Raw genomic sequence first — 24,657 nt, 5'->3', positions numbered from 1 at the left:
CCCCCCCCCCCCCCCCCCCCCCCCCCCCCCCCCCCCCCCCCCCCCACCAGATTTTATTTACTAACGCTCACGCAGTAAGTAACCAAAGTTAGCTACCTACTGAAGTCGTCTACTAGATAAATAAGCTATTTACCTAGCTGTACGGTCCATTCGGGAGGAACGTCCTTGCCGGATTCCTCGTCCTTTTCCGCCTGAGCGAAAGTCTCTTGTACGATTCCCTTCGCATGGTGGGAAGGCGAATAAACTGCATAAACCTTCATCGGTTCATCACCGATGTTAATAATGTCGTGCCATTTGCCGGCCGGTACCATTACCGCCCAGCCATCGCCGACTTCTTGTTCAAAGGTGAGGTTATCTTCCGCATCCCCCATTACCACTTTGCCTTTACCAGCATCTAGGCGCAGGAACTGATCGTTGTCAGGGTGTACTTCCAGGCCGATGGATTCACCTACCGGGATAGACATCAGGGTTACCTGCAGGTATTTCCCGGTCCAGGCGGTGGTACGGTAGTTGGTATTTTCTTTGGTCTCGGTTTCCAAATCGAAGCTATAGGGCTCCGGTCCATTGTCATGAACTGCCATGAGTATTTTCCTTTCAACAGCCTTTCAGATCGTTCTCTTCCATGTTATCCAGGCTGAAACCAGGTCGCAGCACTTCCCGGGAAATATCGCTACCAGCGTTGAAACCGATTTTGTTCATTTTGAGAATATCAAGAGGCTGGTCAGTGTCTATGGTCTGATTTATTTAGTTTTCATTTTGCTGCTGATAGTGCTTGCTAGAGCGGGTTTATGCCGAATTTTTCCCCTGACGAAGATAGTAATGCTGGCGGCATCCCGGATCCTCTAATGGTTATCCTGCGGGAAAGATAACCGTCTTTGAACCAAACCCCTCGTCGGGCAACATGGACAAAATCCAAACACAAACAACGATTACGGGACACGAAATCACAGATTTTAATAGCAGTTATTAGCAGCAGCTCAGTTCTATTTTCAGCAAAGTAATAGTCGCTTTTTCTAGTCAGCGACTCTGCCTGTAAACTTTGCTGCGATGGGCGACCTCAAAGGCTAGTACTATCAACTCATCATCTTTTATTTCGCACAAAACCCGGTAGTTTCCTATTCGATAGCGCCAGGAACCCGCAAGGTTAGCACTAAGTGCTTTTCCTTTTTCTCTCGGATTCTCACATTGGGAAATATTTTTCCGCAGCCAGGAGGTAATCAGTTTCGCAGTTGGTTTATCTAACTTGGAGAGTTGTTTGACTGCATGGGGTGAAATCACCAATTTCCAACTCACAATCCCAGCATCTCTTCCACTTGATCTAGGTCGTAGCTAACTGGATTGGCATCATATTCCGCCTTAGCCTTTTGGTAGGCGGCAACATCTATTTCATTTTCAATCTGTTCCAATACGCACTGCCGCATGAATTGGGAAGTGTTCATTCCGATTATTTGTGCGTAATCAGCTATCAAAGATTTTTCCGCCTGGCTTAACCGCACAGTCATAGTAGCTTCTAACATCGACACCCTCCTTCGTATTACATTGTAACTCGAAGGAGAGTATCAACGCTATAGCTTTTTCGGATTACGGAACGTAGAGGGAGCCACTCCCCCAGTCAATCTTTTACAGACGTTGCTATTTGCTAGTTTTCGGCAAAACACCCAACTCCTTATACGCAGTGATAGCTGGGTAAACAGGCAGGTACTTGATTTCAATAATATCTCTGGGAAGGTAGTCCTCTTTTTTCTATTGAGGACGGTTTGGGCTTGTTAGAGTGGTGATATGTCGAAGTTTTCCCCTGATGAAGATAGTAATGCTGGCGGCACCCCCGGATCCCCGAATGGATTTCCTTCAACACCCCCACCAGCCCCTCCGGTTTACCCAATTCAACCAACATATGCTACTTCTCCCGGACAGCCGGTACCTCCTGCATACCATGTCTCGCAGACGACACCTCCTACCTATCCTGGGCAACCGGTACCTCCTTACTATCCGGGGCAGCCGGCTCCTGGTGGAAAAGCTAAATCGCGACAGGCTTTAATAGTCTCCTTGTGTGTATTGCTAGTGCTTGCGGTTTGTGCTTTAGGGATTACCCTATACAAGTTATTTAGCAGTGATGATTCTTTGGAGGTGGGGGTCAAACCAGCTTGGGATAAACCGTCAAAAGTAGTGATAGAAATAAAAAAGAACCCAGGCAAGCATATACGCTGTACGAACCGGAAAAAGACAAGCTGCTGTTGCTGCAACCATTCAAAGATGGCAGTGGTGTAGGACAATTCCTAGACCCTAAGTCTGGAGCTAAAATCGGTAACCTCATAGCCTTACCAAAATGCGATAGCTCCCTTCAGCAGCCCTACTTGACGGCAAGCGGGAAAATCGCATGCGTCACCAAAGACACCATAAAAACCAACCAAAACCAGAAATACCACTTCAAAGAACAAATTTACGCCGATAAGCACCTGATAGTTGGAGCTAGCCCTTCGGCCACTAACGCTAGGCAGATCGTTGCCTATAACCCGGAAACCAGCAAACTATTGTGGGTGCAAAACTTGGAAAAGCCCGCTGCAGTCACCTGTGACGGCAAAGGAATCTATACCACCAGTATCGCTCAAGATTCCCCCTCACAGCCCACCCAAAGCTCGCAGAATACTACCGAAAACGCAGAATCTGCAGAAACTAATCCTCCCACCCCAAAGGAAGCCTCCGAGCTAGAAGTTATGACCTTGATCGGCAGTTCTAAGGCGCAACCTCACCCTGAAAAAGAGTTAAACCCTAGTGAGAGCAAACCAAGTGAACCACCGGTAGCCAAAGACGCCATCAAAAACATTGACTTCGCCAACGCCTATCTACCCACTTTGGGACTTGATGGCTGTTCAGACCAATATTTCTGGAGCAAAAATGATGGCACTCCTATATCGAGAAAAATGCCAGGAGAAACCACCCCCTGCTGGGCAACCATGCAAAACGGGAAATCAATCGAGAAAGTCACTACTCCCTGGGATGAAGGGACACAGCTTCCTGCACTCAAGCTTTCAGAAAACGAAGGGAATAGCTCAAGCTTTTTTGATTCCGGAAGCTTTGCCGCGGACACCAGCAAGCGCTATAACGTGGCATATGGAGATGTAAACGGTGATGGCTACCTCGATGCGCTGCTAATAGCCAATGATTTAGAAGCAGTCAGTTGCCAGTTGGCGATTTTTGATCCCAGCGACCCCAAGCACCCCTATATTTCGATAATTGGGGGCACTCAAGAACCGAATACCGTAAGGATCGAAAACCCGGGAAAAATTACTATTTTCTATCCAGCATCTATGTCGCCTTCAGGAACTGAGCAGACCATAGCGGAAATATCGATTACCGGCAATGAAATTACCGGTTACAAAAAATTCTCCTAATGGCCGGGTAGTATCGGAGGTTTCCTTGAGATATTTACTGGGCTCAGGTAGCCCCGACTTGATAGCAGAAATGTCAATTAAAGGGTTTAAAATCAGCGACTATCACGATTCTTACTCTTCGCTATAGAGCAGGCAGGTCTGCCAGACCCTGGCAGAATTGCAAAGTGTCGCGGAATCGCTATTCACCGCTCCGAAGTGGGTAGCTGAGGCGATGCCAGGCTAATGGGGACATTTTCGGGCTCCGAGTAGCTTTTAGTGAAAAATCGGGGTTTCCGCCAGTTAAGTTCAAGCGGAAACCCCGATTTAATAATCCTGATGCCCTAGTTCCGTCTAAGGACGCACCCGATCAGGCACTACTGATTGAACAGTCCCTTGAGATCTTCCAGCTGGTCTACTTGCTGTTGCACTGTATCTTCTATCGCAGCTTTCGCGCTGGAGTGGACGGCATAGGTCGCGGTAGGAACCGCAAGTGCCCCAATTACGAGGGAAACGCAAATTGTCCAGATGATATAGAAAACGGTATGCCGCATCTCCGGGCTTTTATCTTGCGGGTACAGTTCTTTTAAGCCTCCGAAGATCAATAGCTCCATAATCAAGAAGGCGGCCGATAACAGTACTTGGAGGATCACTATCAATATCAGTGGCAAAACCGGAATCGGTAGCAGGGAAATCAAGAATATTAGCGCCAGCGCGAACGAGGGCATGACCAGCCCCGTTGCCACTATGGAAGCTACTTGAGTGAAGGTGATGCTACTTTGCTTGGTGCGAGCGGCAGCTAATGCTAATGCCGCCCGCAGAATAACGGCCGCAAATGCCACCAGAGTGAATACGAAGAAGCAAAGGAACCAATACCCGAAATATAAAATGCTATAGGCACCAAATCCCGAGCCGCCGAAAAATCCTCCGGAGAAGATATCGCCGCTGCGTGCTACCAGCACGGAGGCGCTGAGCCCCGCCAATAGGGAAAACAGCAGCGTAATTACCCACCACCAGTGTTTCAACTGAGAGTTGGCTTTTACCCGAAGTTGCCCCTCAGATTTGTGCATAGCCACAAAAGTAGGCCAAATAGCTTTCAAAGCAAGTACAAAATCATTGGGTGTTTTTTGGGGTTGCTGATAACCGGGGAGGTTAGCAACATAAGGAGACTGCATCGCTGCCGGATTCGCGGGCGGATAGCCAGCCTGGGGATACCCCACCATTTCTCCCTGAGGTACCGAAGCTGACGGAGGAAGTGTCTGTGGCATACCGACCATACCTTGCGTCGGATAAGGCGGATACCCAGCGGTAGGCACCGGTTGCGGATATCCTCCTGACGAATATGGCGGATTCATCCCCGCTGGCGGAGCAGGCGGAAGCGGGGGTTGTGCCCCATTAGCAGGGGCTGATGGCTGTGAGGAGCCGGCTGCGGGAGAAAATGAGCTGTTCTCGGAACCAGAGCTGGTACTAGGAGCCAACCTAGTTTCATATCCGTCTGGTTGCTGAGCTTCTTCATCAGGTTGGAAATGGGGCGAGTTACTCAATGTATTTCCTTTCAAATTGTTGCAATACGCAAATTCTAGCATCGTAAATTGTATTGAGCAGTGCCCTGCCAGCATTCGTAACACTCTACCTGCCGTCAGATCCGAATGAGTGTTTCTCTACGATAGAGTTACTCCTTGATCACTATTTCACAGCACTGCCTATCGGCTACTTCTGAACCGAGCAGGCAGAAGGGTGGCAGAAAGCAACGAACTAGGTTACTGCAATGCACTTTCTACCCAAGACACGAGTTCATCATAGCCCGCGGAGCCATCCGCCACTTTCAGCATAGCTTGGAGAAATGACTCATGATTGGGCTTGAAATCTATACCGGAGATTCTGAGATAGGTACCTAGAAGTGCAGCACCAGTTCTTTTGTTTCCATCCAGAAACGGGTGGTTGGAAATAATTCCGAACGCGTACCTGCATGCCTTTTCAACGGGGCTAGGATATAACTGTTGACCAGCAAACACCTGGAAGGGTTGTGCAAGAGCGGAATCTAAGATTCCTTCGTCGCGAATCCCTCCGAGCCCCCCAAACTTAGCGATTACCGTAGCATGAATAGCCAGGACTTCTTGCCGCGAGAACGCAAACTGATTCATTTAGCAAGTTCTTGAAATACGTCTGCGTACTCATCCATAAAATCGACTGCCACGTCAGAAACCTCTCTAACACCCTGCGCTGGTTGGATGACTACCCACGGCCGATTGTTCTTCATAATGGTAAGGGGTTTACCCGTCTTGTTTACCTCCGCGGTGACCCGAGAAAAATTATTCTTTGCTTCCGCGAGCCCCATCGTGAGTGCTGGCATCGACCTCTCCTTTCTACACCTACCAAAATTATGGTCAAAACTTTGGCCAGAGTCAACAGAGCCCTTCCCTCAGCGTCATATCCGCTAATGCTGTTCGTGACTGAGCAATAACATACTGGATCTAGGTAATTAGCATCGAAGTGCCTACAGCTCAAGGTATTGAAGAATGCCTACTCGCAGCCTCACGAAGCTCAAGCTACATCGATGCTATTGCTGACCAGTCAGCTTTTCTGCGCCATACTTCGACACTCTCTTTGCCGCACAAAAATCCAGGTGTCTTTTTTAGGAACTTGATAAACCTTGAGGGTTTCTTTCTGTGACCACGTATTTCTTTTATGTAAGTACAAAAAACGCCGATTCGCGCGCGAGAAATCATTACAGAAAGCACCCGGGCTTCTTCATTCTTCGATTCCTGATTTTTTGCTCTATAATGAGGAATACTCCCTTCTTCCAAGCCAAGCACAAACACCCAGTCGAATTGTTGCCCTTTCCCAGCGTGCCCCGTGAGACAGTGAACGCCTCCTATAGTCGCGATAGTCTCGTTTCCTCTTCGCGCAGCAATTCTCTTTTCAATTTCATGTATTTCCGATAGATCGAAATTGCGTTGAAAAAACTGGTCAAGAAGCCATGCACACCCGTCGTCAAGTTCACTTGTGTGACTTACTGGCGAAATTTCTGCTTGCTGCTGAATATACGGTAAAACTTCAAAACTACTTGAACATGATTTAGCCTGTATGCCAGAACAAATATTTTTAAGAACTCTAGCTACCTCTGGGCTGAATATCCCGCTTCCCCAATCGGTATAGTTGACTCCACTCTCCGTTAAGGTTGTCTTCAAGGTCAATGCGCGGTACCCCGTCCTCGTGATGATGCCAATTCTGTGGTCTGGACAATTCTCCAAGATAGACTTTGACATGTCGACAATCCACTCAGCTTCACAATTCTCGTTTTCAAAAGATGCTGAGCCAGCAACCCCACCCGATTTCCAGTGAGCGGGACAGGCGGTAGTGAGATGCCCACTCCCCGTCAGAGACGATAAGGAGTTGACAGTATCTAGGACCTCAGGAGCCGACCTAAATGACTTAAGTAGTTTTATCTGCGTACTAGAGGATTTGGCTATCTCCCGCTGTATAAAAGTGACGTCTCCTCCCGCAAAAGAATATATGCTTTGTGCCAGATCCCCAGCAAACGTGATGTTCTCACCACAAAGCGCCTGCACGAATCTCAGCTGTTGAGGTGTCAAATCCTGAAACTCGTCAACGAGTGCCGCGAAGAAGTGGTTTCTGTAAAGTGCAGTTACCCTAGGATCGTCTAACAACCACAGCGCGACTCTGATTTGGTCGTCATAGGAAATAATCTTTTCATTCATTCGCTTTTTCTCGATGCTGAGTGCAATTTTGCCAGCCCGCCCAGGTAAACCTTCGAGCTTTTTCTTCACTTCCTCATCGGTCAAACACGTGAGCTTTGCATCACGTATTGCTAGTCTAGCCTGATTAACATCCTCTCGATTGTATCCAGGGGCGCGAAGCTCTCTACCTACCCAGTCTGAATTCGCCAAACTCCAATCGCTTCCAATACCTATAAGCTGACCATGCGCCCTAATGATTCGTGACGCTAAACCATGGAAGTTACAGACGGTGACATGTTCCCTTAGCGTTTTCACACCAATATATTTCTTAAGCCGTTCGTTAATGTTGTCTCGTGCCTGATTGGTGAAAGAGACTATAAGCAGTCTCCTGCCATTGCCTGAGAAATCATATCGCTCAAGGAGTCCTCTTGCCCTATAGGCAAGCGCCTCAGTTTTTCCGCATCCAGCTGGCGCAGTGATTACCATCCCAAAAGGCTCGTAATCGAAAATCTTCTGCTGCTCGGCAGTTACCTCATGCGACTTGGACTGCATTTTGAAGCACCTTGACAACACTGGAAACCCGCTGTGCCGAGGTCTTATCCAGCAGCTTGCAGGCAACAATAGCACAGGAGATTTTCCTCTTCTTATGCCTACAAAACTCTGCAAGCTCATCTTCATTAGGTTTGACTGCGCCATCTGAGATAGCACAGTTCTTCAGTATGTTTGGCGTGAAAAGAGTCGATTTTCTCAATGCCTCCCACAGCGCATCTGCTCCGATTGCGGAAACATACTCGTCTTCGAGATCGGCTCTTGAGACGAACATAGATACTGAAGTGAGATTCTTTTGCTCGTTGGCTGTCTCATTTTCAGCATCTTCATCAACCAGAATACTGATTTGCTTGCCAAACCCGTTGTCGCCAAAAATACCCATAACGGGTTTCATCTCATTGCAACTACCTGCCTCGAGAATTTCAATTCCATCTCTTTTCAAGTGATATCCGCTTAGCTCGGCAACGCGCTCTACTACCATTCTGTCCGATTGCCCTTCTACAGCGATAATATGCCTAGCCGTGAGTAGCTCGATTCGGCTGCTGATCCACCATCTGGCTAGCGTTTTTTGTTCGTCCCGCCCTTTGAGAAACCCAACTTTTGGCTGAGCGGGGGACATGGACTCTCGCATTACTGCAATGTTGTCCGGGCTAAACTCACTTGCAACAGCACCAGAATGCGTAGCAATTATTAGCTGCCTACCGGAAGACTGAAGCACCTCAATCAAATTTCGCTGCGCTGATGGATGAAGATGGGTCTCGGGTTCATCTATAGCGATTATTCCACTCGAATTTATTAATCCGAATATTGCAAACGAGATTAGAGCCTTCGTCCCATCCGACTGCTCGGTAACTTCTCGCATGGAGCCAAACTTATCCTCCATCTCCAATCGCACATCGCTCAAAAGGTTTCCCTCGATTGCTGCTCCAGGTACGAATCGGAGCTTACTATCATCCACTCCGCTTTCCAGTGCCTGATTTAGAGTGGAAGCCAGTGAGTTCAGTGCACCAGTGAAAGCAGTGGAATCATTAATGGCTCCGCTGAGTGCGTTTATTGCTGCTTCTAACTTATATTGATCACCCGAAGCATCGATTTCTTTAAGGTAATCATCTACTAGTGTCCTTCGCCCCGGGGCTAGCGACTTTGCCGAAAAGTCAGATGAAATCATAGTCCATCCAATACTCTTACGCTGCTCTGAGCCTACTGAAGTATTCGCTGCCCCATACGGAAAGAAACGGCTGACAGTGAGATCTTCACCGTCGAGATTCGCTTTCAATCGAACCGTTAATGACTCGTCTTCAAGGTCTACTTCGTCTGGAAAAAAGGAACGTTCGTTACTATTGAGGTTCGTAAGCTGTGCTTCTATGCAGAGAGGGAGGTTTACGTCCCGAAAATCAGAGTTGCTGATGCTGTAATAAAGTTGCTGAATACTTTTTCCCAAGAGCATATCGAGACATCTAATTAACGAGCTTTTTCCAATTCCATTCGGACCTACAAGTATCAAATTGTCCCGAACGTCCAACTTACAGTCAGGCAATCGGCTATGGTTCATAATCGTTATCGAAGATATCTTCACCGTCTGTCATATTCCTTCGCCCACGAACTCTAAGTGTCTTTATCGACATTGTATTGTCTTGAGAATTATCTCACCTGAAGAGCATTAGGCGATGACAACAGAGCCGACAGTGGCTGCTTCCGCCGAGCCTTGTTTCCAATAAATCTGGATTGACAGATGCTGCTATAAGAAATTACGAACCTGGAAATAGATCTCCAAGTAAAGAACAATTACAAAAAATATCTGAAGCACTTGATTGTGATATATCAGCATTAATTGAGCATGAACCTAATTCTATTTTTGAAATAATGCATATAATTATTAATTATGAAAAAGACATGAAGTTTAGACCCTTAGCAGAAGATGGAGAAATTACTGGACTCTTATCAAATGATGTAGACTTCAATAATTATCTTATAGAATGGAATGAGATGAGAAAAAAGCACTATAACGATGAGATGACAGACGAAGAATTTGAAGATTGGAAGTTATCTTATCCTAAAAAATCAAGATTTTTAAAATAATTTTTTACGATTGGAGAAATAATGACAGATAATAATAATAATGAAATAATGATAATTAAAGATAATTCAACACCTGAAACTACAGTTTTTCAATCTTATTTAAAAACTTTAAATCTACCATCAGAAAATATTATTGCTGATACATCTCAAAGAGAAGCTGTAATGAAAACTCTACCTACACTTCTATCTACTATATCAAACGAAGATAAAAGCAACGCTAACTATTTATCTAAATTTGTAGCAGCATCAGCTATTGGGTTATTTGATGCAGCGTTAAATTACATCTGGAACGAAGTAATAGTTAATTTAAGAACTAAAATTAATTATTATGGTTTATATACATTCTATGATAATGCAGTTGGAAACAAGAGAAGAAGCGAATATTCTAATAAAGATGACTTATCTGGAATAAAAGATAAAACTCTATTAGACACGTGTAAAAAATTAGAGTGGATTTCTGATATAATATATCGTAAACTATGTCATATTTTAGATATGAGAAATCAAATCGGTGCTTCACATCCTAATGTTTCAGTTATTAATGCATATGAATTACTTGGTTGGCTAGATGTCTGTGTTAAAGAGGTTATAAACGAAAAACCATCTAAATCTGCAATAGTAGCTAAAAATATTATAGAAAATATAAAGGGGTTGAAAGAGGAAATAGATGATGTTACTATACAGAGTTTAGATATATCATTTAAAGATCTTTCAACTAATACTGCATCTGCACTTTTAGTAACTCTATTTGGTATTTATGTTTCTAGTGATATCCCTACTATTGTTCGAAATAATATTCTTTTAGTTTCATCGAAATTATGGGGATATGTTTTAGAATCAACTAAATATGATCTCGGTACTAAAAAAGAGTTTTATAAAAATAACTTGGAAAAAGATAAAGAAGACTTAGCGTATACTTTTTTTGAAAAATGCAATGGTCTAAATTATCTAACACTAACTGAAAAAAGTTTAACTATAAATAATTTGTGTGATGATTTATATTTAACAACACATGGATGGGATAATTATTACAATGAACCCCCCCATAGCTAAAGAAATAATGAAATATATAAAACTATCATCAGATATACCTGAGGAACAAGCTTCAAAATTAATAAAAACTTTTTTAGAATGTAGAATAGGACGCGAGGTTAATTATTGCAACGGTGTTTCCCCAAGTGCAAAATTGTATTACGATAATTTCTTTAAAATTCTTTCAAAAGATCAAATTAAAATTTTAATTGCTTTATTACAAGATAATTTGCAATCTATTGATCAAAACAATACAATTAAAATCCAAAATATTAAAGAAATTTTGGAACTGATTAAATCTGATTTGCTAGGAGATAGATTAAATGAAATTATAAATTATTTAATTGAATGTGCTGAAGAAAATATACTCCACACCGCATATAATCAAAAAGAATTCAAAGATTTATGTAATGGAGTAATTGAAATCAAATAAAAATTTGTACTCAAAAAGACCGCAGCTTGAAACTGCGGTCTAATTTTTTGTCCAAATGTAAACCACTTGGAACTATTATTCAATTTATTCTTTTTTACAAATGTTCCCATTTTAATCCCAGTTACAGTTTTTTATCTTCTGTAACCGTTGATTTTACAGGTTTTTTTGTTTTTTTGCTACTATTCCCACTCGATGGTCCCCGGGGGCTTGGAGGTGCAATCTAGCACTACCCGGTTAATCTCGGGAACATCCCCGGTAATGCGGTTAGAAATCCGCTCCAGCACGTCGTACGGCAAGCGGAACCAGTCGGCCGTCATCGCGTCCTCGGTTACTACCGGGCGAATCACGATCGGATGCCCATAGGTGCGGGCATCGCCTTGTACCCCGACGCTACGTACATCTGCCAGCAGCACCACCGGGCATTGCCAAATCTGGCGATCTAGCCCCGCAGCGGTTAGCTCCTCGCGGACTATCCGGTCAGCAGCCCGCAAAATAGCTAGGTTCTCTTTGGTGAGCTCCCCTAAGATCCGCACGCCCAAGCCAGGACCGGGGAACGGCTGGCGCCACACCAGATTCTCTGGCAAACCTAGCTCTATCCCTAGCGCGCGTACCTCGTCCTTAAAGAGAGTACGCAAAGGCTCGATCAACTCGAACGAGAGATCCTCTGGCAATCCTCCCACGTTGTGGTGAGACTTGATATTGGCGGATCCTTCTCCCCCGCCCGATTCCACAACGTCCGGATATAGGGTTCCTTGCACCAAGAACTTTATTTCTTCTCCGGCTTCGCCGGCTTGTTTTACGAGGGCGCGTTGGGCGTCCTCGAAGGCCCGAATGAATTCCCGGCCGATAATCTTGCGTTTTTGTTCCGGTTCTTTCACTCCGGCCAGCGCCTTTAGGAAACGTTCGGATTCATCTACCGTGACGATCTTGACGCCACTAGAGGCCGCATAGTCACGCTCGACTTGTTCGCGTTCCCCTTCCCGCAGCAGACCGTGGTCTACGAAGATACAGGTAAGTTGATCGCCCACGGCGCGATGTACCAGGGCGGCGGCGACTGAAGAGTCGACTCCGCCAGATAGCCCGCAGATCACTCGGGCATTCCCGACCTTTTCCCGAATCTGGCGGATTTCGTGTTCCTTAATGGACTCTGGATCCCAGTTTGGCTCTAGCCCGGCAGCATTAAACAGGAAATTCTTGATTAATTGGCTGCCGTATTCACTGTGGCGCACCTCGGGATGCCATTGCACTCCCCAAATGGGTCTGCCCTCAATTTCGAAGGCTGCTATTTGGGCACCAGGCGAACTGGCCACCACTTTTGCCCTTGCCGGCAGCACTTTGGCCTCATCATTGTGAGACATCCATACCACTTGTTCAGCGGGGGTATCAGCGAATAGGGGGCAGTCGGCAGCAACTTTAGCTTCGGCTTTGCCGTATTCGTGACGGCCGGCGCTGGCAACTTCACCCCCCAACATCTGGGTTAGCATCTGGAAGCCGTAGCAAATTCCCAGGATCGGAACTCCGCTTTCTAGAAGCTGCGGATCAATATGAGGAGAGCCGTCTTTATAGACCGAATGTGGGCCTCCGGAAACGATTAAAGCCAGCGGTTTGCGCGCCAGAATCTGCTCGGCAGAAAGCTTAGGAGAGACAATTTCGGAATATACATGGGCTTCCCGCACCCGCCGCGCAATCAACTGTGCGGTTTGCGCACCCATATCGAATACGAGGACGGGGCGTACCCAGTCAGGACTTGATTCATTCACGTATTCCAGCATAGCGGGAAATTATTACCCTAGGTGCCTCCAACCCAAAAAACTTTTTCACCAATGATCAAAAACTTACACATTACTTTTACTTGAGCATTAATTGACCTGGTAGTCTAGGGGTGGACAGTTTTGAAAGGATTGGAAGGAAACAAACGGCAATGGCAAGCTCCTATTATCTGGCGCCCCTGCAGGCAAATATCAATACCAAAACCATTACTGCGGCCTTAACGCAGCTGCTGGGAAACCTGCCGGTTCAACCGGTATTTCAAAGCGGATTGCCCGAGCCCCAAGATTGGGTTTTAAAATCAAAACCAGCTGCCCAAAAGCTAATTAACGCTTTCCCGGTTTCCGTCCCGGCCCTCTACGATGGTTCCTTTACCACCACTTTCCCCGGGATAGACATTGCCTCCGTACATGCGCGCGCTGCCTCCCACCTGCTCGCCCCCATGATTTTGCTAATTGATGCTTCCGGGATGGATGAGGAAGCAGCAGTTCAATCCGGACACATCATGGCGTTTAATGCCTCCCAAGCAGGGGGAACTCCCGTAGCCACTATTTTGGTCAACGCTAGTTTTACCCCTTCGGTTTCCCTCGAACATGCGCCGGTAATTGCATTCAGCGGTAGTGAGGTAAGCGCGGAAGATCTAGCTAAGTTAGCGCCGACTTTAAAAAATGCGCCGCGTCCCGCGATCCCTCCCCTGGCCTTCCAGGGCAGGTTGACCGAGCGCGCGAAAGCTGCCCCACGTACTATCGTGTTACCTGAATCTGAGGATGACCGCGTCTTGCAGGCTGCCGCGCAAATCCTAAAGCTTTCGGCAGCGAATATTATCCTGCTAGGTGAAGAGGCACAGATTTCCTCCCGCGCAAAAGAACTGCACCTAGATTTAGACGGCATACAAGTAGTATCGCTGCGTGATAAGGAACGACTAGACAAATATGCTTCCCGGCTTGCCGAGCTGCGAGCCCATAAAGGCGTCACCATAGAAAAAGCCCGGCAACTATTACAGGATTCCGCCTATTTTGGGACTATGATGATCGAAAGTGGTGACGCGGACGGGATGGTGTCGGGAGCTTGTCATACCACCGCTAATACCATTCGCCCCGCCCTCCAAATCATAAAAACCAAGCCAGAGGTTTCGACCGTGTCCGGGGCTTTCCTAATGCTATTTTCCGATCACGCTCATCTCTACGCCGATTGCGCAGTTTCGATTGACCCTAATGCCGACCAGCTCGCCGATATTGCTGCCTCGAGCGCCAACACTGCCTCCCAGTTCGGTATTGACCCCAAGGTCGCGCTCATCTCCTATTCGACTGGGGATTCTGGCAGCGGACAAACCGTGGAAAAAGTGTTGCAAGCTACCCAGATAGTCAAAGAGAATCACCCGGAATTAGCAGTCGATGGCCCCTTGCAATTCGATGCCGCTATCGATAAAACCGTGGCAGCAAAGAAATGCCCGACTTCGCCGGTAGCGGGACAGGCTAACGTATTTGTGTTCAACCACCTCGATGTTGGAAACTGCGTATATAAAGCGGTGCAACGCACCTCAGGAGCCGTAGCCGTGGGGCCAATCCTGCAGGGGTTAAATAAGCCCGTCAACGACCTCTCACGCGGCGCCTTGATAGAGGATATAGTTAACACCATCATTATTACTGCAGTTCAAGCGCAGGGATAAGTCCCCCAAAGGAGGAAAAGGGCGTGGAAAACGATACGATTCTAGTAATCAATTCTGGATCTTCATCCATTAAATATAAGCTGATGAATCCAGACACCGGTGAAGAGATAGCCCGAGGGATCGTTGAGCAAATCGGCGAAGAGCGCAGCCGGATCAAGCACATCTATCAAGATGTGGAAGAGAAGATGGTTCGCTCAGTACGCGACCACCTCGAGGGAATGGCGATCGTCGAAGAACTATTCGAAAAGATCGGTCCGTCTCTGCAAGAATCTCAGGTAGTGGGTGTCGGACACCGGATTGTGCAAGGCGGCCCCTACTTTTCTGGACCGGCAGTAATCGATAAAGACGTTTACGGTTTGATCGAAGAACTATGTCCCCTTGGCCCTCTGCATAACCCCGCACACTTAAAGGGGATTGATGCCGCCAAGCGGATTTTGCCGAAGGTTCCGCATGTAGCCGTATTTGACACGGCATTCTTTAATCACCTGCCTGAAAAGGCCTACACTTATGCCTTGAAACGATCAGTCGCCGAAAAGTACCGGATTCGCCGTTACGGCGCCCACGGTACCTCCCACCAGTATGTTTCCCAGCGAGTGCGTTCCATTTTGGGAACTGACGATTTGAAACAGATTGTTTTGCACCTGGGAAATGGTGCCTCTGCTTCCGCGATTGTGCGACACCATCCTATTGACACTTCGATGGGACTGACCCCCCTGGAAGGCTTGGTGATGGGAGGTCGCACCGGCGATATTGATCCGGCTGCAGTTTTCCAGCTCTACCGCGAGGCTGAGATGAGCATCGACGAAATTGATGAACTCTTCAACCGCCGCTCAGGTATGAAAGGTCTAACTGGCCATAACGATATGCGCGAGATTTGGAAGTTGATCGAGGCCGGCGATGAGCAGGCCGAGATGGCCATGGAAATCTATCTGCATCGCCTCTTGAAATATGTGGGAGCCTACTGGGCGCTGCTCGGGGGGCTAGATGCCCTAACTTTCACTGCCGGAGTGGGTGAAAACGATCCGGGAGTTCGGTGGGAACTGTGCAGAAGTCTGGCCTTTATGGGAGTTAAAATCGACCAGGAGCTCAACGAGGAACATTTTACCCGCGAAGCAATTATTTCTACCCCAGAATCTACAGTAAAAGTGCTGGTGATTCCCACTAATGAGGAGCTTGCCATCGCTCAGCAGGTCTACTCTTTAGTCAAGCATTAACCAACGATCCTGATAGGGGCGGGGATCGGACACCAAAGATCCGATCCCCGCCCCTAGTTATTCGTATTAGCAATTTTCGCCGCCATCCGTTCGCGGCGGGATATCTACCTGGTTGGCACGGCGTCTAGTTTTCTTGCTCGTATTTATCCATTAGGTCAATGCGCCGCTGGTGCCGCTGCTCCCCCGTGAAAGGCTCCGCAATAAACGCATCAATTATTGCTAAGGCCTCTGGCACTTCATGCATGCGCGCACCTACCGCTACGATTTGGGCATTATTGTGCATCCGGGCAAGTTTGGCAGTCTCCAGGCTCCAAGCCAAGGCAGCGCGAATCCCTTTAACACAGTTAGCGGCCATCTGTTCGCCGTTACCGGAGCCTCCTAAAACTACCCCTAAAGCTCCTTTGTCTGCTAGGACTGCTTCGGCGCAAGGAATACAAGTATTGGGATAGTCGTCCTCAGCATCGTATTCCTTAGATCCGTGATCAATTACCTCTAAGCCTTTCTCCTGAAGGTGACTGACTAGAGCTTCTTTTAATTCAAATGCGGCGTGATCGCATGCAACATGTATTTTCATGCCCTAAGCGTATCAGGGTAAGTAAGCTGAGCGGGCATTAATTGCAGCTTTGGCAATCGCGGGATAATCAGTCATGATGGCATCTACACCCAGGTCTGCCAGCTGTAACATCTCAGTTTCCTCATTAATTGTCCAAGGTTCTACTTTAATTCCTTGGCTGTGACACCAGGAGACAAAAACGCGATCTACCACGGTGATGCCTTTCCATTTGAGGGGCACCTGAGCAAAAGCACCGGCGGAACTAAGGTGCCGCTTACTGGCACTGTGGGCGGCGATAAACGCCTGTACTACTTCAACTGGAGATAAACAGGTTTGCGCCCCCGGGTGACTTTTTCGCAGCTTCGCTAAAGTGCGGGAGGAAAACGAAGAAAAAACTACTCGCTCCCAGGCATCTGCAGCGTTAACTACCTGTAAAGCTCCCGGAAGGGCGCGCGGCTCTTTGATATCAACGTTATAGGCTAAGGTAGGGAAATCTTCGAGGGCGGCTTTTAGCGAAATCGGGTGCTGCCGTTCCGGTCCGCGGAGCGCAAAGAATTCTTGGGAAGTAAGCTCTCCAACTTTACGCGGATCACCCCAGGGGGTTGTTAACTGGGCATCGTGTTGTAGCACCACAGTGCCATCTTTAAGCGCCCGGACATCGGTTTCATAGCGGCTTACCTTTTGAGCAAATGCATAGCCGATGGATTCGCGAGTGTTCTCCAGGGTTTCTCCGCCTCCACCTCTATGGGCAATAATTTGGGGAGTTATTCGCATTTTTGCCCCAGGTAGCGGAAATGATGGGATTCGAGCCAGGGAACGGGATCAATAAAATTGTTTTCATTGCCGGGCATGATCTCAAAGTGCAGGTGATTGCCGGTAGAGTTCCCGGTAGAGCCCACTGCCCCCAACTGGTCGCCAGCTTTAACCTGTTGTCCCACGCTCACCGCAAAAGATCCCGGAAGCATGTGTTTGTATTGGGAGTAAACAGTTTCCCCATCGATAATATGTTTAACCCGCACCGTATTGCCTCCCCCACCCATGGGGCCGACAAAATCTACTACCCCATCGGTTAGGGAATGGATCGGGGTGCCCGAGGGAGCGGCAAAATCCGTTCCCGTATGCAGTTTCAATATGCCCGATATCGGGTGGATACGGTTTCCAAAGGGCGAAGATTGATGAAAGACTCCCCGCTGCAACGGGAAAAGAATCGCGCCTTCGTTAGACATAGTTTGAGTAGCTCGGTTGCCCGATCCCACATTTGAAAACTGACATTGGGGATCCGCACTTAAGATCCGAGCCCGAGTACCGGCAGCCGGTACGGGGACCAATCCTTCTTCTGAATCTACTGCCTCGAGAGAGTGAGCACTTCCCGCCCAGCTTTCTCCGTCAGTCTGCAGAGATAGCACGTGGGCGATCATCGAGCCGGGCTTATCAGCCTGCACAAATCCCGTCAGCGGCGCAATAATAGTAACTGCTGCTAAAGCCAGAATCACCAGCGCCCGAGGAACCGCAGCGTAGCGTTGAAAGCGTCGTCTTCTCCTCCGTTCGGCGCCCCGAGAGCGCCGCCGGGTAACCGACTCGGCCATTTGCTGTTCCTCCAGAAAATAACTAACTCTGAAATAATAACGAATTTATAACGATTTATCCAGAGCAGGTCGATTTGCCACTTAAACAGCTCGACTATCAGTTGGCAGGAAAAACTCCATTCCGCGTCGATGCCACCCGGGACAGAGTTAGTTTTCGCTGCGCTGCATAGTGTCGCGGACTTCTCCCACTAATTCTTCCAAGATATCTTCTAAGAAAATAGCCCCAATGGTTTGCCCGTTCTCGTTGACTTTAGCCAGGTGAACCCCGGTTTTTTGCATAACTCGTAATGCGTCCTCTACTTCTTCATCAGGAGAAACTTCCGGGAGAACCCGAACTCGCCATGATTCCAGAGACGCCTGGCGAGCAGCGCTAGAATCAGCGAAAATAACATCTTTTAGATGCAAATACCCTTGCAAGTCACCGGATTCATCACTAATCGGGAAACGAGAAAACCCGGTTTTGGCCACTTCAGCTTCAAAGTCAGCGGCACTTAGTGGCCAGTCCAAAGTAACTAGTTGCGAGCGCGGAACCATCGCTGAACGCACGTCCTCTTTAGAAAACTCCAGGGTTCCCGACAATAATCCCAAATCATCACGCAAGGTTCCGGCAGCGGTGGATTTTGCGACAATCGCCGCCACTTCTTCAATAGTGAAAGACTGAGAAACTTCCGAACGGGGGGTTATCCCCAGCATTTTCACGAACCAGTTAGCGCTCTCGTCGAGGGCGTGCACAATAGGACGTAATGCCCGAGCAATCCGTACCAAATGCGGAGAAATGACCAGACAGACCCGCACCGAGGTGGCTACCGTGAGATTCTTGGGGATCATTTCTCCCAAAACGATATGTAAAAATACCACGATTATCAGCGCTAACACGAAGGCGATGGGGTGGGTAAGCGAGGGCGATACTCCGAAGAAATCTAGCGGACGCGCGATTAAATGCGCTAAAGCTGGCTCGGCTACGGCACCTAACCCGGTAGAAGCTAAGGTAATCCCCAATTGGCTTACCGCTAAAACCAGGGAAACATGCTTTACCGCCCATAGCGCTGCTTTCGTTCCCCGTTTACCTTGCGCAGCCAAAGGCTCAATTTGCGAGCTCCGGGTGGAGGTGACAGCAAACTCTCCGGCCACGAAAAACGCGTTTGCGGCCAGTAACGCTACCGCGATTATCAGTGCCAACCAATCAGACATTTCCTTCGCCGCCTTTACGGGGATCCTGCCCGGTCAGTTTCGTTACAGGGCGAGCTGCCGGAGTGGAATTAACGCTACTAATCAGCACTTTCTCAATCCGGCGCCCCTCCATTTTTGCCACTGTCAAGACATAACCGCGCACCTTATAGCTCTGACCCACCTGGGGAATCTTACCGGCAACGACCAAGATCAAACCGGCAATAGTTTCATAAGGGCCATCATCTGGCAGCAGCACCTCGATCCGGTCAGCTATTTCATCAGGGCGCAATGTCCCATCTACCAACCACTTATTATCACCCTCGAGGCGGATACCGCGCCGGCGTAAGTCGTGTTCGTCAGCCACTTCTCCCACGATTTCTTCCACTACATCCTCTAGAGTCACAACGCCGCAGGTACCGCCGTATTCATCAACCACAATCGCCATTTGCAGATCAGCTTCCCGCAATTGCACTAGCAGCGGTGCGAGCCTGACGGTTTCTGGAACGCGTAGTGCCTTAACCAGGAGAGACTGGGCAGTAACTGGTACGTTTTGTCTTTTTGTAAAAGGTACCGCCACTGCGCGACGTAAATGCACCAGCCCGAGGACGTCATCGGCGTCCTCGCCTATAACCGGGAATCGAGAGTGCCCGGTACGCCGCGATAGCTCCACCACGTCCTCGGCGCTTTGCCAAGCCTCTAAAGACTCCATTCGTCTCCGGTCAGTCATCACGTCGCGAGCACAGAGCCTACCTAACCCTACGGAGCGGGTAAAAATCGTGGCGGTAGATAAGTCTAAGGTACCGGCTTCGGCGCTATGCCGAACCATCGCCGTTAGTTCCGAAGCTGAACGCGCCGAGGATAACTGTTCTAAAGGTTCTATCCCCAAAGCCCGCACCACCTGGTTAGATATCCCGTTCAGAAGCGTGATTATCGGCTTAAATACGACGGTAAAACCGCGTTGGAGGGGAGTTACCACCCGGGCAACTTCGAAAGGTTTAGCTAACGCCAGGTTTTTGGGGAACAGTTCCCCAAAAACCATAGAAAAGGCGTTGACCAGTATTAGAGCTACTACCACCGCAATGGCCGTGGCCAGGGAGGCCGCCAGTTTTATGTCCTGTAATAACTGCGCAAACAAAGAGGTAAGCGCAGTCTGCGTAGTGTAACCCAACAGGATGGTAGTGAGAGTAATTCCCACTTGCGCCCCTGAAAGCTGGGTAGACAAATGCTGCAAAGCTTTTAGGACTCCGGCGGCTCCCTTTTCTTTCCGTTTCACCCTCTCTTCGACTTGGGTGGGGTCGAGAGCCAGCATAGAGAATTCGGCCGCCACAAACAGGGCGGTACCGATCGTCAGTAAGACCCCCAAAAGCACCATTAACAGGTAATAAACGCTATCAGGCAACTACACCACCATCATCAAATCCGGGGAGCACATACCACAAACACCTCTTCAAGTAGGCAATTCGTAAGCTATTTTAATAGCAATGCACCAACATTAGTAAAGTCTACATAAACTCTCTCAATATCGAGAGAAATGCTAGGACTTTCGAACTAAATAGGCTTAATATCTTATTGGATACTCCGTCACCATCCAGAAAAGGAAGCGCCATGCCCAATTCGGAAGATCAAATGGATCAGTCGGTAAGCCCGATCAACCAGGAGATCATCGATGATCTTTATGACAAATATTGCGCCGACCCCCTGTCGGTTCCCGAAGACTGGAGAGAATACTTCTCCGCTTTGGAGGCACGCAATGAGCAGATAAAAGAGCCAGACCCCCAAGAAAAGCAGCCTCACAAGGTGACGGGAACCGGCTTAGCGGTAAGTGCCCGGGACGTAACTCGTTCCGATTTGCCTCCCGCTCCCCCGGTGGCCGCCTCCGAACCGACCTCTCCCTATGTCGCCCGGAAAACGGCTCTAGATCTAGGCCCAGCAGGTGACAGTGACGAGGAAGATACGGTAGAGCGCCTCCGTGGGGTAGCTAAAGCGGTAGTTAAGAATATGGATGAATCACTGCAGATTCCCACCGCCACTTCTGCCCGCGAGATTCCTGCCAAACTGCTAATCGAAAATCGCAAAGTAATAAATACCCATTTGGCGGCCACTACCGGCGGTAAGGTGTCTTTCACCCACCTAATCGGTTACGCCATTATTGAGGCGCTAGTCGAAATGCCGTCCATGAACGTCCGCTTTGAAAAGGACGAGGACGGCCACGGCTGCATCCGCAAGTTTGCGCACGTCGGTTTTGGACTAGCGATCGATCTTCCCAAGGAAGATGGTTCCCGCTCGCTAATGGTTCCAGTAGTTCACAAGGCCGATACTCTAAACTTTCGGCAATTCATTGACGCCTACGAGGATCTAGTTAAGCGGGCGCGTGCCGGCTCCCTAAAACCTGCGGATTTTGCGGGAGGAACCGTTACTTTAACCAACCCCGGAACCTTGGGTACCAAACAATCGGTTCCCCGGTTAATGACTGGCCAAGGGGCAATCATTGGAGTCGGCGCTACCTCCTTCCCGGCCGAATGGGCTGGAGCCTCGCCTTCGCAACTGGCCAACGCCGGTATTGGGCAAATCATGACCATGACTTCCACCTACGATCACCGCGTGATTCAAGGTGCCGGCTCCGGGGAGTTCTTGCGGATTATTGAACAGAAACTTACCGGCCATGACGGCTTCTTTGAGCGCGTGTTTTCCACTTTAGGGGTAGCTCATGCACCTTATCAGTGGGAACGAGATTTCAACTATGATCAGGTAACCGAAAAAGGTAAACCTGCCCGGATCGCGGAACTGATTCATGCTTACCGGTCCCGCGGACACTTGGCCGCCAATACGGATCCTCTGCAGCAAATCCTGCGCCGCCACCCGGATCTTTCTATCGGATCTTATGGACTGAGCGTATGGGATCTGGATCGCGTCTTTCCTACCGGTGGTTTCGCCGGCCGCGACACTATGAACTTGCGGGATCTGTTAGAGCAGCTGCGCGCTACCTATACTCAGGCTATCGGGATCGAATATATGCATATTCAAGACCCGGTTCAGCGTCGCTGGGTACAAAGCCGCATTGAAAAACCCACAAAGAAGCTTTCAAAAGATGAGCAGATGCATGTGCTCAGTATGCTCAATCATGCCGAAGCTTTCGAGACTTTCCTGCAAACCAAATACGTGGGGCAAAAACGCTTCTCGCTAGAAGGCGCAGAATCCCTGATCCCGCTGCTAGACAAGATGCTATCTAGTGCTTCACGGACTGGGGTAAAAGAAATCACTATCGGGATGGCTCACCGCGGACGGTTGAACGTGCTGTCTAATGTGGCCGGTAAATCTTATGGCCAGATTTTCTCCGAATTTGAAGGCTATCTGGATCCGAACTCGACCCAAGGTTCTGGGGACGTGAAATATCACCTGGGCACCGAGGGTATTTATTCCGCTGACGAGGGCGAAGGGGTGCTGGTATCCCTGACCGCTAATCCCTCCCACCTGGAGGCGGCCAATGGGGTTACCGAAGGTATCACTCGCGCTAAGCAAGATCGCTTAGGGGGTGGAAAAGATGCGGAAAGCCAGGTAATGCCAATTCTTATCCACGGTGATGCCGCTTTTATTGGTGAGGGCGTGGTGCAGGAAACCCTGAATATGTCTCAGTTGCGCGGTTACCGTACTGGTGGCACCGTGCACATTATTGTAAATAACCAGATCGGTTTTACTACCGGGCCGACTTCGGGGCGTTCTACCCGGTACTGCACCGATTTAGCTAAAGGTCTGCAAGTTCCAATTTTCCACGTTAATGGGGATTACCCGCAGGATGTGGTGAAGGCCGCCAAGCTAGCCTTTGACTTTAGGCAAGAATTCCATAAAGACGTAATCATCGATATGGTCTGTTACCGTCGGCGCGGACATAACGAGGGCGATGACCCCTCCATGACCCAGCCGGTGCTTTATTCCTTGATCGATAGCCTTCCCACCACGCGCGAGGTTTATACCCGTAACTTGATTGGGCGCGGAGATCTGAGCGAAGAAAAAGCCCAAGAAGCCTTACAGGAATACCATGACGATCTGAATAAGATTTTCCAGGAGACCCGGGAAAAGAAAGAGTTCGACGCGGCCGAGCACGATGACACCACTAATCCCGGGGGCGACACCCGCTGGGTAATGCCTACCTCCCAGCAACCCGGTCAAGGGATGATGCTCGGCTGGACCTCGGCAATCACTCGCGAAGAGGTAGAGCGGATCGGTCAATCCCAAGTACGGGTGCCCAAGAATTTCACCCCCCACCCCAAGATTATGAAGGTACTGCAAAAGCGGGAAGTCATGTCGCGCGAAGGCAAGATCGACTGGGGAATGGGCGAAATGTTGGCCTATGGTTCGCTAGTAATGGAAGGCACTAATGTTCGTCTCGGCGGGCAAGATTCGCGTCGCGGTACGTTCTCCCATCGTCACGCGGTAATTCACGACTATGAAAATGGGCGCGAATGGACACCGTTGAATTTCTTGACTGAGGAGCAAGCAACTTTCCAGGCCTTCAACTCTCCACTGTCCGAGTATGCTCCGCTAGCTTTCGAATACGGCTATTCAGTGGAATCTCCCGAAACCTTGGTGCTGTGGGAAGCCCAGTTCGGGGACTTTGCGAACTGTGGTCAGGCAGTTACCGACGAGTTCGTTTCTTCTTCTTTCCAAAAGTGGAATGAACGTTCGGGAGTGGTAATGCTATTGCCACACGGATATGAGGGGCAAGGCCCAGACCATTCTTCGGCACGCATAGAGCGGTACCTGCAACTGTGCGCCCAAGAAAATATGTGGGTATGTCAGCCCTCAAATCCGGCGAATAACTTCCATATGCTACGCGCGCAAGCCTATAAGCGCCCACGTAAACCCTTGATTGTCTTCGAACCGAAGCAATTGTTGCGTTTAGCAGCAGCAGCTTCCCCGGTAGAAGATTTCATTTCGGGGGAATTCAAGCCGGTTATCGGCGAAGTAGACGAGCGGGTAAGTCAGCCTTCCAGAGTACTACTGTGTAGCGGACGAGTCTACTATGACTTGGTAAAAGAGCGGGCAAAGCGCGAACGTTTCGATACCGCGATTGTTCGCCTAGAGCAGCTGTATCCGCTCCCGGTAGCCGAGCTGCAAGAAGTTCTAAACACCTGGGGAGATTTGCCGCTCACCTGGGTACAGGATGAACCAGAAAACCAAGGTCCCTGGCCATTTATGGCCTTGCACCTTACCGGAGCTATCGGCAAGAGTCTGCAAGTAGCTTCCCGACCCGAAGCGGCCTCTCCGGCAGCCGGCAATTCCAAGTTGCACAAAGCGGAGAACGCCGAGCTAATGGAGAAGGCTTTCGCCTAGTTCAGTACCGGAAAACTCTTTGGGGGGTGGTGACGAAAAGTCACCACCCCCCAAAGCTTTTACCGCAATGATTTAGCGGTAGCTAAAGCTCTTAGCAGTTAGGCCGTTTGCCGTGATTGGCGGCACTGGTACGGCGGCTTTTGCGTTTACGTCCACGTTTAGACATCTTTTACACCTTCCCAATAAATAAACAACGTCCCTAGTT

The 24,657-nt window shown here is 48.8% G+C and carries 22 protein-coding genes; 7 read left to right on the top strand and 15 right to left on the bottom strand.

What is annotated here, in order from left to right; genetic code table 11:
• Window positions 1–125 precede the first annotated feature (125 nt).
• From L0M99_RS08885 to relB, 3 genes are all read right to left on the bottom strand, one after another.
• Entirely contained in the window at window positions 126–581 is a 456-nt protein-coding gene (locus L0M99_RS08885) for a cupin domain-containing protein (protein ID WP_024058773.1), read from the bottom strand.
• 436 nt (window positions 582–1,017) lie between these two features.
• Window positions 1,018–1,278, bottom strand: coding sequence for a type II toxin-antitoxin system RelE/ParE family toxin (locus tag L0M99_RS08880; protein ID WP_337954211.1), 261 nt, complete (start codon window positions 1,276–1,278; stop codon window positions 1,018–1,020).
• A gap of 11 nt (window positions 1,279–1,289) precedes the next feature.
• Window positions 1,290–1,517 carry a type II toxin-antitoxin system RelB family antitoxin gene (gene relB, locus L0M99_RS08875; protein ID WP_024058771.1) on the bottom strand — a complete coding sequence of 76 codons (228 nt, stop codon included), beginning with the start codon at window positions 1,515–1,517 and terminating at the stop codon, window positions 1,290–1,292.
• 717 nt (window positions 1,518–2,234) lie between these two features.
• Here relB and L0M99_RS08870 point away from each other — a divergent pair.
• Entirely contained in the window at window positions 2,235–3,392 is a 1,158-nt protein-coding gene (locus L0M99_RS08870; protein WP_238128386.1) for a hypothetical protein, read from the top strand.
• Between the two features lie 353 nt (window positions 3,393–3,745).
• Here the strand turns inward: L0M99_RS08870 and L0M99_RS08865 are convergent, their stop codons facing one another.
• The 5 genes from L0M99_RS08865 to L0M99_RS08845 all read right to left on the bottom strand — a co-directional run bounded on the left by L0M99_RS08865 (window position 3,746) and on the right by L0M99_RS08845 (window position 9,194).
• Window positions 3,746–4,912 carry a hypothetical protein gene (locus L0M99_RS08865; protein WP_238128385.1) on the bottom strand — a complete coding sequence of 389 codons (1,167 nt, stop codon included), beginning with the start codon at window positions 4,910–4,912 and terminating at the stop codon, window positions 3,746–3,748.
• 216 nt (window positions 4,913–5,128) lie between these two features.
• On the bottom strand, window positions 5,129–5,512 hold the full coding sequence (locus L0M99_RS08860) for a type II toxin-antitoxin system death-on-curing family toxin (protein WP_024058768.1): 384 nt from the start codon (window positions 5,510–5,512) through the stop codon (window positions 5,129–5,131).
• Entirely contained in the window at window positions 5,509–5,721 is a 213-nt protein-coding gene (locus tag L0M99_RS08855) for a type II toxin-antitoxin system Phd/YefM family antitoxin (RefSeq protein ID WP_024058767.1), read from the bottom strand. The genes L0M99_RS08860 and L0M99_RS08855 overlap by 4 nt, the downstream gene beginning before the upstream one ends.
• Before the next feature lie 196 nt (window positions 5,722–5,917).
• Window positions 5,918–7,621 (bottom strand): UvrD-helicase domain-containing protein, encoded by a 1,704-nt coding sequence (locus L0M99_RS08850; RefSeq protein ID WP_024058766.1) that lies wholly within the window; start codon window positions 7,619–7,621, stop codon window positions 5,918–5,920.
• Window positions 7,602–9,194, bottom strand: a complete 1,593-nt coding sequence (locus tag L0M99_RS08845) for an ATP-dependent nuclease (protein WP_038108943.1) — start codon at window positions 9,192–9,194, stop codon at window positions 7,602–7,604. Before L0M99_RS08845 ends, L0M99_RS08850 begins: the two co-directional genes overlap by 20 nt.
• 113 nt (window positions 9,195–9,307) lie before the next feature.
• Between L0M99_RS08845 and L0M99_RS08840 the strand changes: the two genes are divergently transcribed.
• The 3 genes from L0M99_RS08840 to L0M99_RS08830 are packed head-to-tail and all read left to right on the top strand — an operon-like array spanning window position 9,308 to window position 11,162.
• Window positions 9,308–9,697, top strand: a complete 390-nt coding sequence (locus L0M99_RS08840; RefSeq protein ID WP_278338776.1) for a helix-turn-helix domain-containing protein — start codon at window positions 9,308–9,310, stop codon at window positions 9,695–9,697.
• A 21-nt stretch (window positions 9,698–9,718) separates the two neighbouring features.
• Window positions 9,719–10,750 carry a hypothetical protein gene (locus L0M99_RS08835; protein ID WP_238128383.1) on the top strand — a complete coding sequence of 344 codons (1,032 nt, stop codon included), beginning with the start codon at window positions 9,719–9,721 and terminating at the stop codon, window positions 10,748–10,750.
• Window positions 10,731–11,162, top strand: coding sequence for a hypothetical protein (locus L0M99_RS08830; RefSeq protein ID WP_238128382.1), 432 nt, complete (start codon window positions 10,731–10,733; stop codon window positions 11,160–11,162). The genes L0M99_RS08835 and L0M99_RS08830 overlap by 20 nt, the downstream gene beginning before the upstream one ends.
• Before the next feature lie 179 nt (window positions 11,163–11,341).
• Here L0M99_RS08830 and guaA read toward each other — a convergent pair whose 3' ends face one another.
• A complete protein-coding gene (gene guaA / locus L0M99_RS08825; protein ID WP_024058762.1) occupies window positions 11,342–12,934 on the bottom strand; it encodes a glutamine-hydrolyzing GMP synthase in 1,593 nt (530 codons plus the stop codon).
• Window positions 12,935–13,083: 149 nt separating this feature from the next.
• On the opposite strand from guaA, the gene pta reads away from it, so the two are divergent.
• On the top strand, window positions 13,084–14,598 hold the full coding sequence (gene pta / locus L0M99_RS08820) for a phosphate acetyltransferase (RefSeq protein WP_024058761.1): 1,515 nt from the start codon (window positions 13,084–13,086) through the stop codon (window positions 14,596–14,598).
• A 23-nt stretch (window positions 14,599–14,621) separates the two neighbouring features.
• Entirely contained in the window at window positions 14,622–15,812 is a 1,191-nt protein-coding gene (locus L0M99_RS08815) for an acetate/propionate family kinase (RefSeq protein WP_238128381.1), read from the top strand.
• A gap of 124 nt (window positions 15,813–15,936) precedes the next feature.
• Here the strand turns inward: L0M99_RS08815 and L0M99_RS08810 are convergent, their stop codons facing one another.
• From L0M99_RS08810 to L0M99_RS08790, 5 genes are all read right to left on the bottom strand, one after another.
• Complete coding sequence (locus L0M99_RS08810; RefSeq protein ID WP_024058759.1) at window positions 15,937–16,386, bottom strand: ribose-5-phosphate isomerase; 450 nt, start codon at window positions 16,384–16,386, stop codon at window positions 15,937–15,939.
• Window positions 16,387–16,398: 12 nt separating this feature from the next.
• Window positions 16,399–17,139: a glycerophosphodiester phosphodiesterase family protein gene (locus L0M99_RS08805; protein WP_024058758.1), complete on the bottom strand. Its 741-nt coding sequence runs from the start codon at window positions 17,137–17,139 to the stop codon at window positions 16,399–16,401.
• Window positions 17,130–17,951, bottom strand: coding sequence for a M23 family metallopeptidase (locus L0M99_RS08800; protein WP_024058757.1), 822 nt, complete (start codon window positions 17,949–17,951; stop codon window positions 17,130–17,132). The genes L0M99_RS08805 and L0M99_RS08800 overlap by 10 nt, the downstream gene beginning before the upstream one ends.
• Window positions 17,952–18,098: 147 nt before the next feature.
• The gene (locus tag L0M99_RS08795) at window positions 18,099–19,142 is read right to left on the bottom strand and encodes a hemolysin family protein (RefSeq protein ID WP_024058756.1); all 1,044 of its coding nucleotides are present in this window, start codon (window positions 19,140–19,142) and stop codon (window positions 18,099–18,101) included.
• Entirely contained in the window at window positions 19,135–20,493 is a 1,359-nt protein-coding gene (locus L0M99_RS08790) for a hemolysin family protein (protein WP_238128387.1), read from the bottom strand. Before L0M99_RS08790 ends, L0M99_RS08795 begins: the two co-directional genes overlap by 8 nt.
• Before the next feature lie 233 nt (window positions 20,494–20,726).
• Between L0M99_RS08790 and L0M99_RS08785 the strand changes: the two genes are divergently transcribed.
• Window positions 20,727–24,452, top strand: coding sequence for a multifunctional oxoglutarate decarboxylase/oxoglutarate dehydrogenase thiamine pyrophosphate-binding subunit/dihydrolipoyllysine-residue succinyltransferase subunit (locus tag L0M99_RS08785; protein ID WP_024058754.1), 3,726 nt, complete (start codon window positions 20,727–20,729; stop codon window positions 24,450–24,452).
• Window positions 24,453–24,543: 91 nt separating this feature from the next.
• Here the strand turns inward: L0M99_RS08785 and L0M99_RS10025 are convergent, their stop codons facing one another.
• A complete protein-coding gene (locus tag L0M99_RS10025; RefSeq protein WP_373277209.1) occupies window positions 24,544–24,618 on the bottom strand; it encodes a 50S ribosomal protein bL37 in 75 nt (24 codons plus the stop codon).
• Between the last annotated feature and the right edge of the window lie 39 nt (window positions 24,619–24,657).

This window comes from Varibaculum cambriense (genome assembly GCF_022133705.1).
Taxonomy (GTDB): domain Bacteria; phylum Actinomycetota; class Actinomycetes; order Actinomycetales; family Actinomycetaceae; genus Varibaculum; species Varibaculum cambriense_A.
Note: the sequence above shows the minus strand (reverse complement) of the source record. Positions and strands in the feature narration are given on the sequence as shown.

What these genes read in the sequence shown, in the direction of transcription:
- L0M99_RS08885 (WP_024058773.1), bottom strand. Translation starts at nt 581, where the DNA reads ATGGCAGTTCATGACAATGGACCGGAGCCCTATAGCTTCGATTTGGAA.
- relB (WP_024058771.1), bottom strand. Translation starts at nt 1,517, where the DNA reads ATGTTAGAAGCTACTATGACTGTGCGGTTAAGCCAGGCGGAAAAATCT.
- L0M99_RS08860 (WP_024058768.1), bottom strand. Translation starts at nt 5,512, where the DNA reads ATGAATCAGTTTGCGTTCTCGCGGCAAGAAGTCCTGGCTATTCATGCT.
- L0M99_RS08855 (WP_024058767.1), bottom strand. Translation starts at nt 5,721, where the DNA reads ATGCCAGCACTCACGATGGGGCTCGCGGAAGCAAAGAATAATTTTTCT.
- L0M99_RS08850 (WP_024058766.1), bottom strand. Translation starts at nt 7,621, where the DNA reads ATGCAGTCCAAGTCGCATGAGGTAACTGCCGAGCAGCAGAAGATTTTC.
- L0M99_RS08835 (WP_238128383.1), top strand. Translation starts at nt 9,719, where the DNA reads ATGACAGATAATAATAATAATGAAATAATGATAATTAAAGATAATTCA.
- L0M99_RS08830 (WP_238128382.1), top strand. Translation starts at nt 10,731, where the DNA reads ATGAACCCCCCCATAGCTAAAGAAATAATGAAATATATAAAACTATCA.
- guaA (WP_024058762.1), bottom strand. Translation starts at nt 12,934, where the DNA reads ATGCTGGAATACGTGAATGAATCAAGTCCTGACTGGGTACGCCCCGTC.
- pta (WP_024058761.1), top strand. Translation starts at nt 13,084, where the DNA reads ATGGCAAGCTCCTATTATCTGGCGCCCCTGCAGGCAAATATCAATACC.
- L0M99_RS08810 (WP_024058759.1), bottom strand. Translation starts at nt 16,386, where the DNA reads ATGAAAATACATGTTGCATGCGATCACGCCGCATTTGAATTAAAAGAA.
- L0M99_RS08805 (WP_024058758.1), bottom strand. Translation starts at nt 17,139, where the DNA reads ATGCGAATAACTCCCCAAATTATTGCCCATAGAGGTGGAGGCGGAGAA.
- L0M99_RS08800 (WP_024058757.1), bottom strand. Translation starts at nt 17,951, where the DNA reads ATGGCCGAGTCGGTTACCCGGCGGCGCTCTCGGGGCGCCGAACGGAGG.
- L0M99_RS08795 (WP_024058756.1), bottom strand. Translation starts at nt 19,142, where the DNA reads ATGTCTGATTGGTTGGCACTGATAATCGCGGTAGCGTTACTGGCCGCA.
- L0M99_RS08790 (WP_238128387.1), bottom strand. Translation starts at nt 20,493, where the DNA reads ATGGTGCTTTTGGGGGTCTTACTGACGATCGGTACCGCCCTGTTTGTG.
- L0M99_RS08785 (WP_024058754.1), top strand. Translation starts at nt 20,727, where the DNA reads ATGCCCAATTCGGAAGATCAAATGGATCAGTCGGTAAGCCCGATCAAC.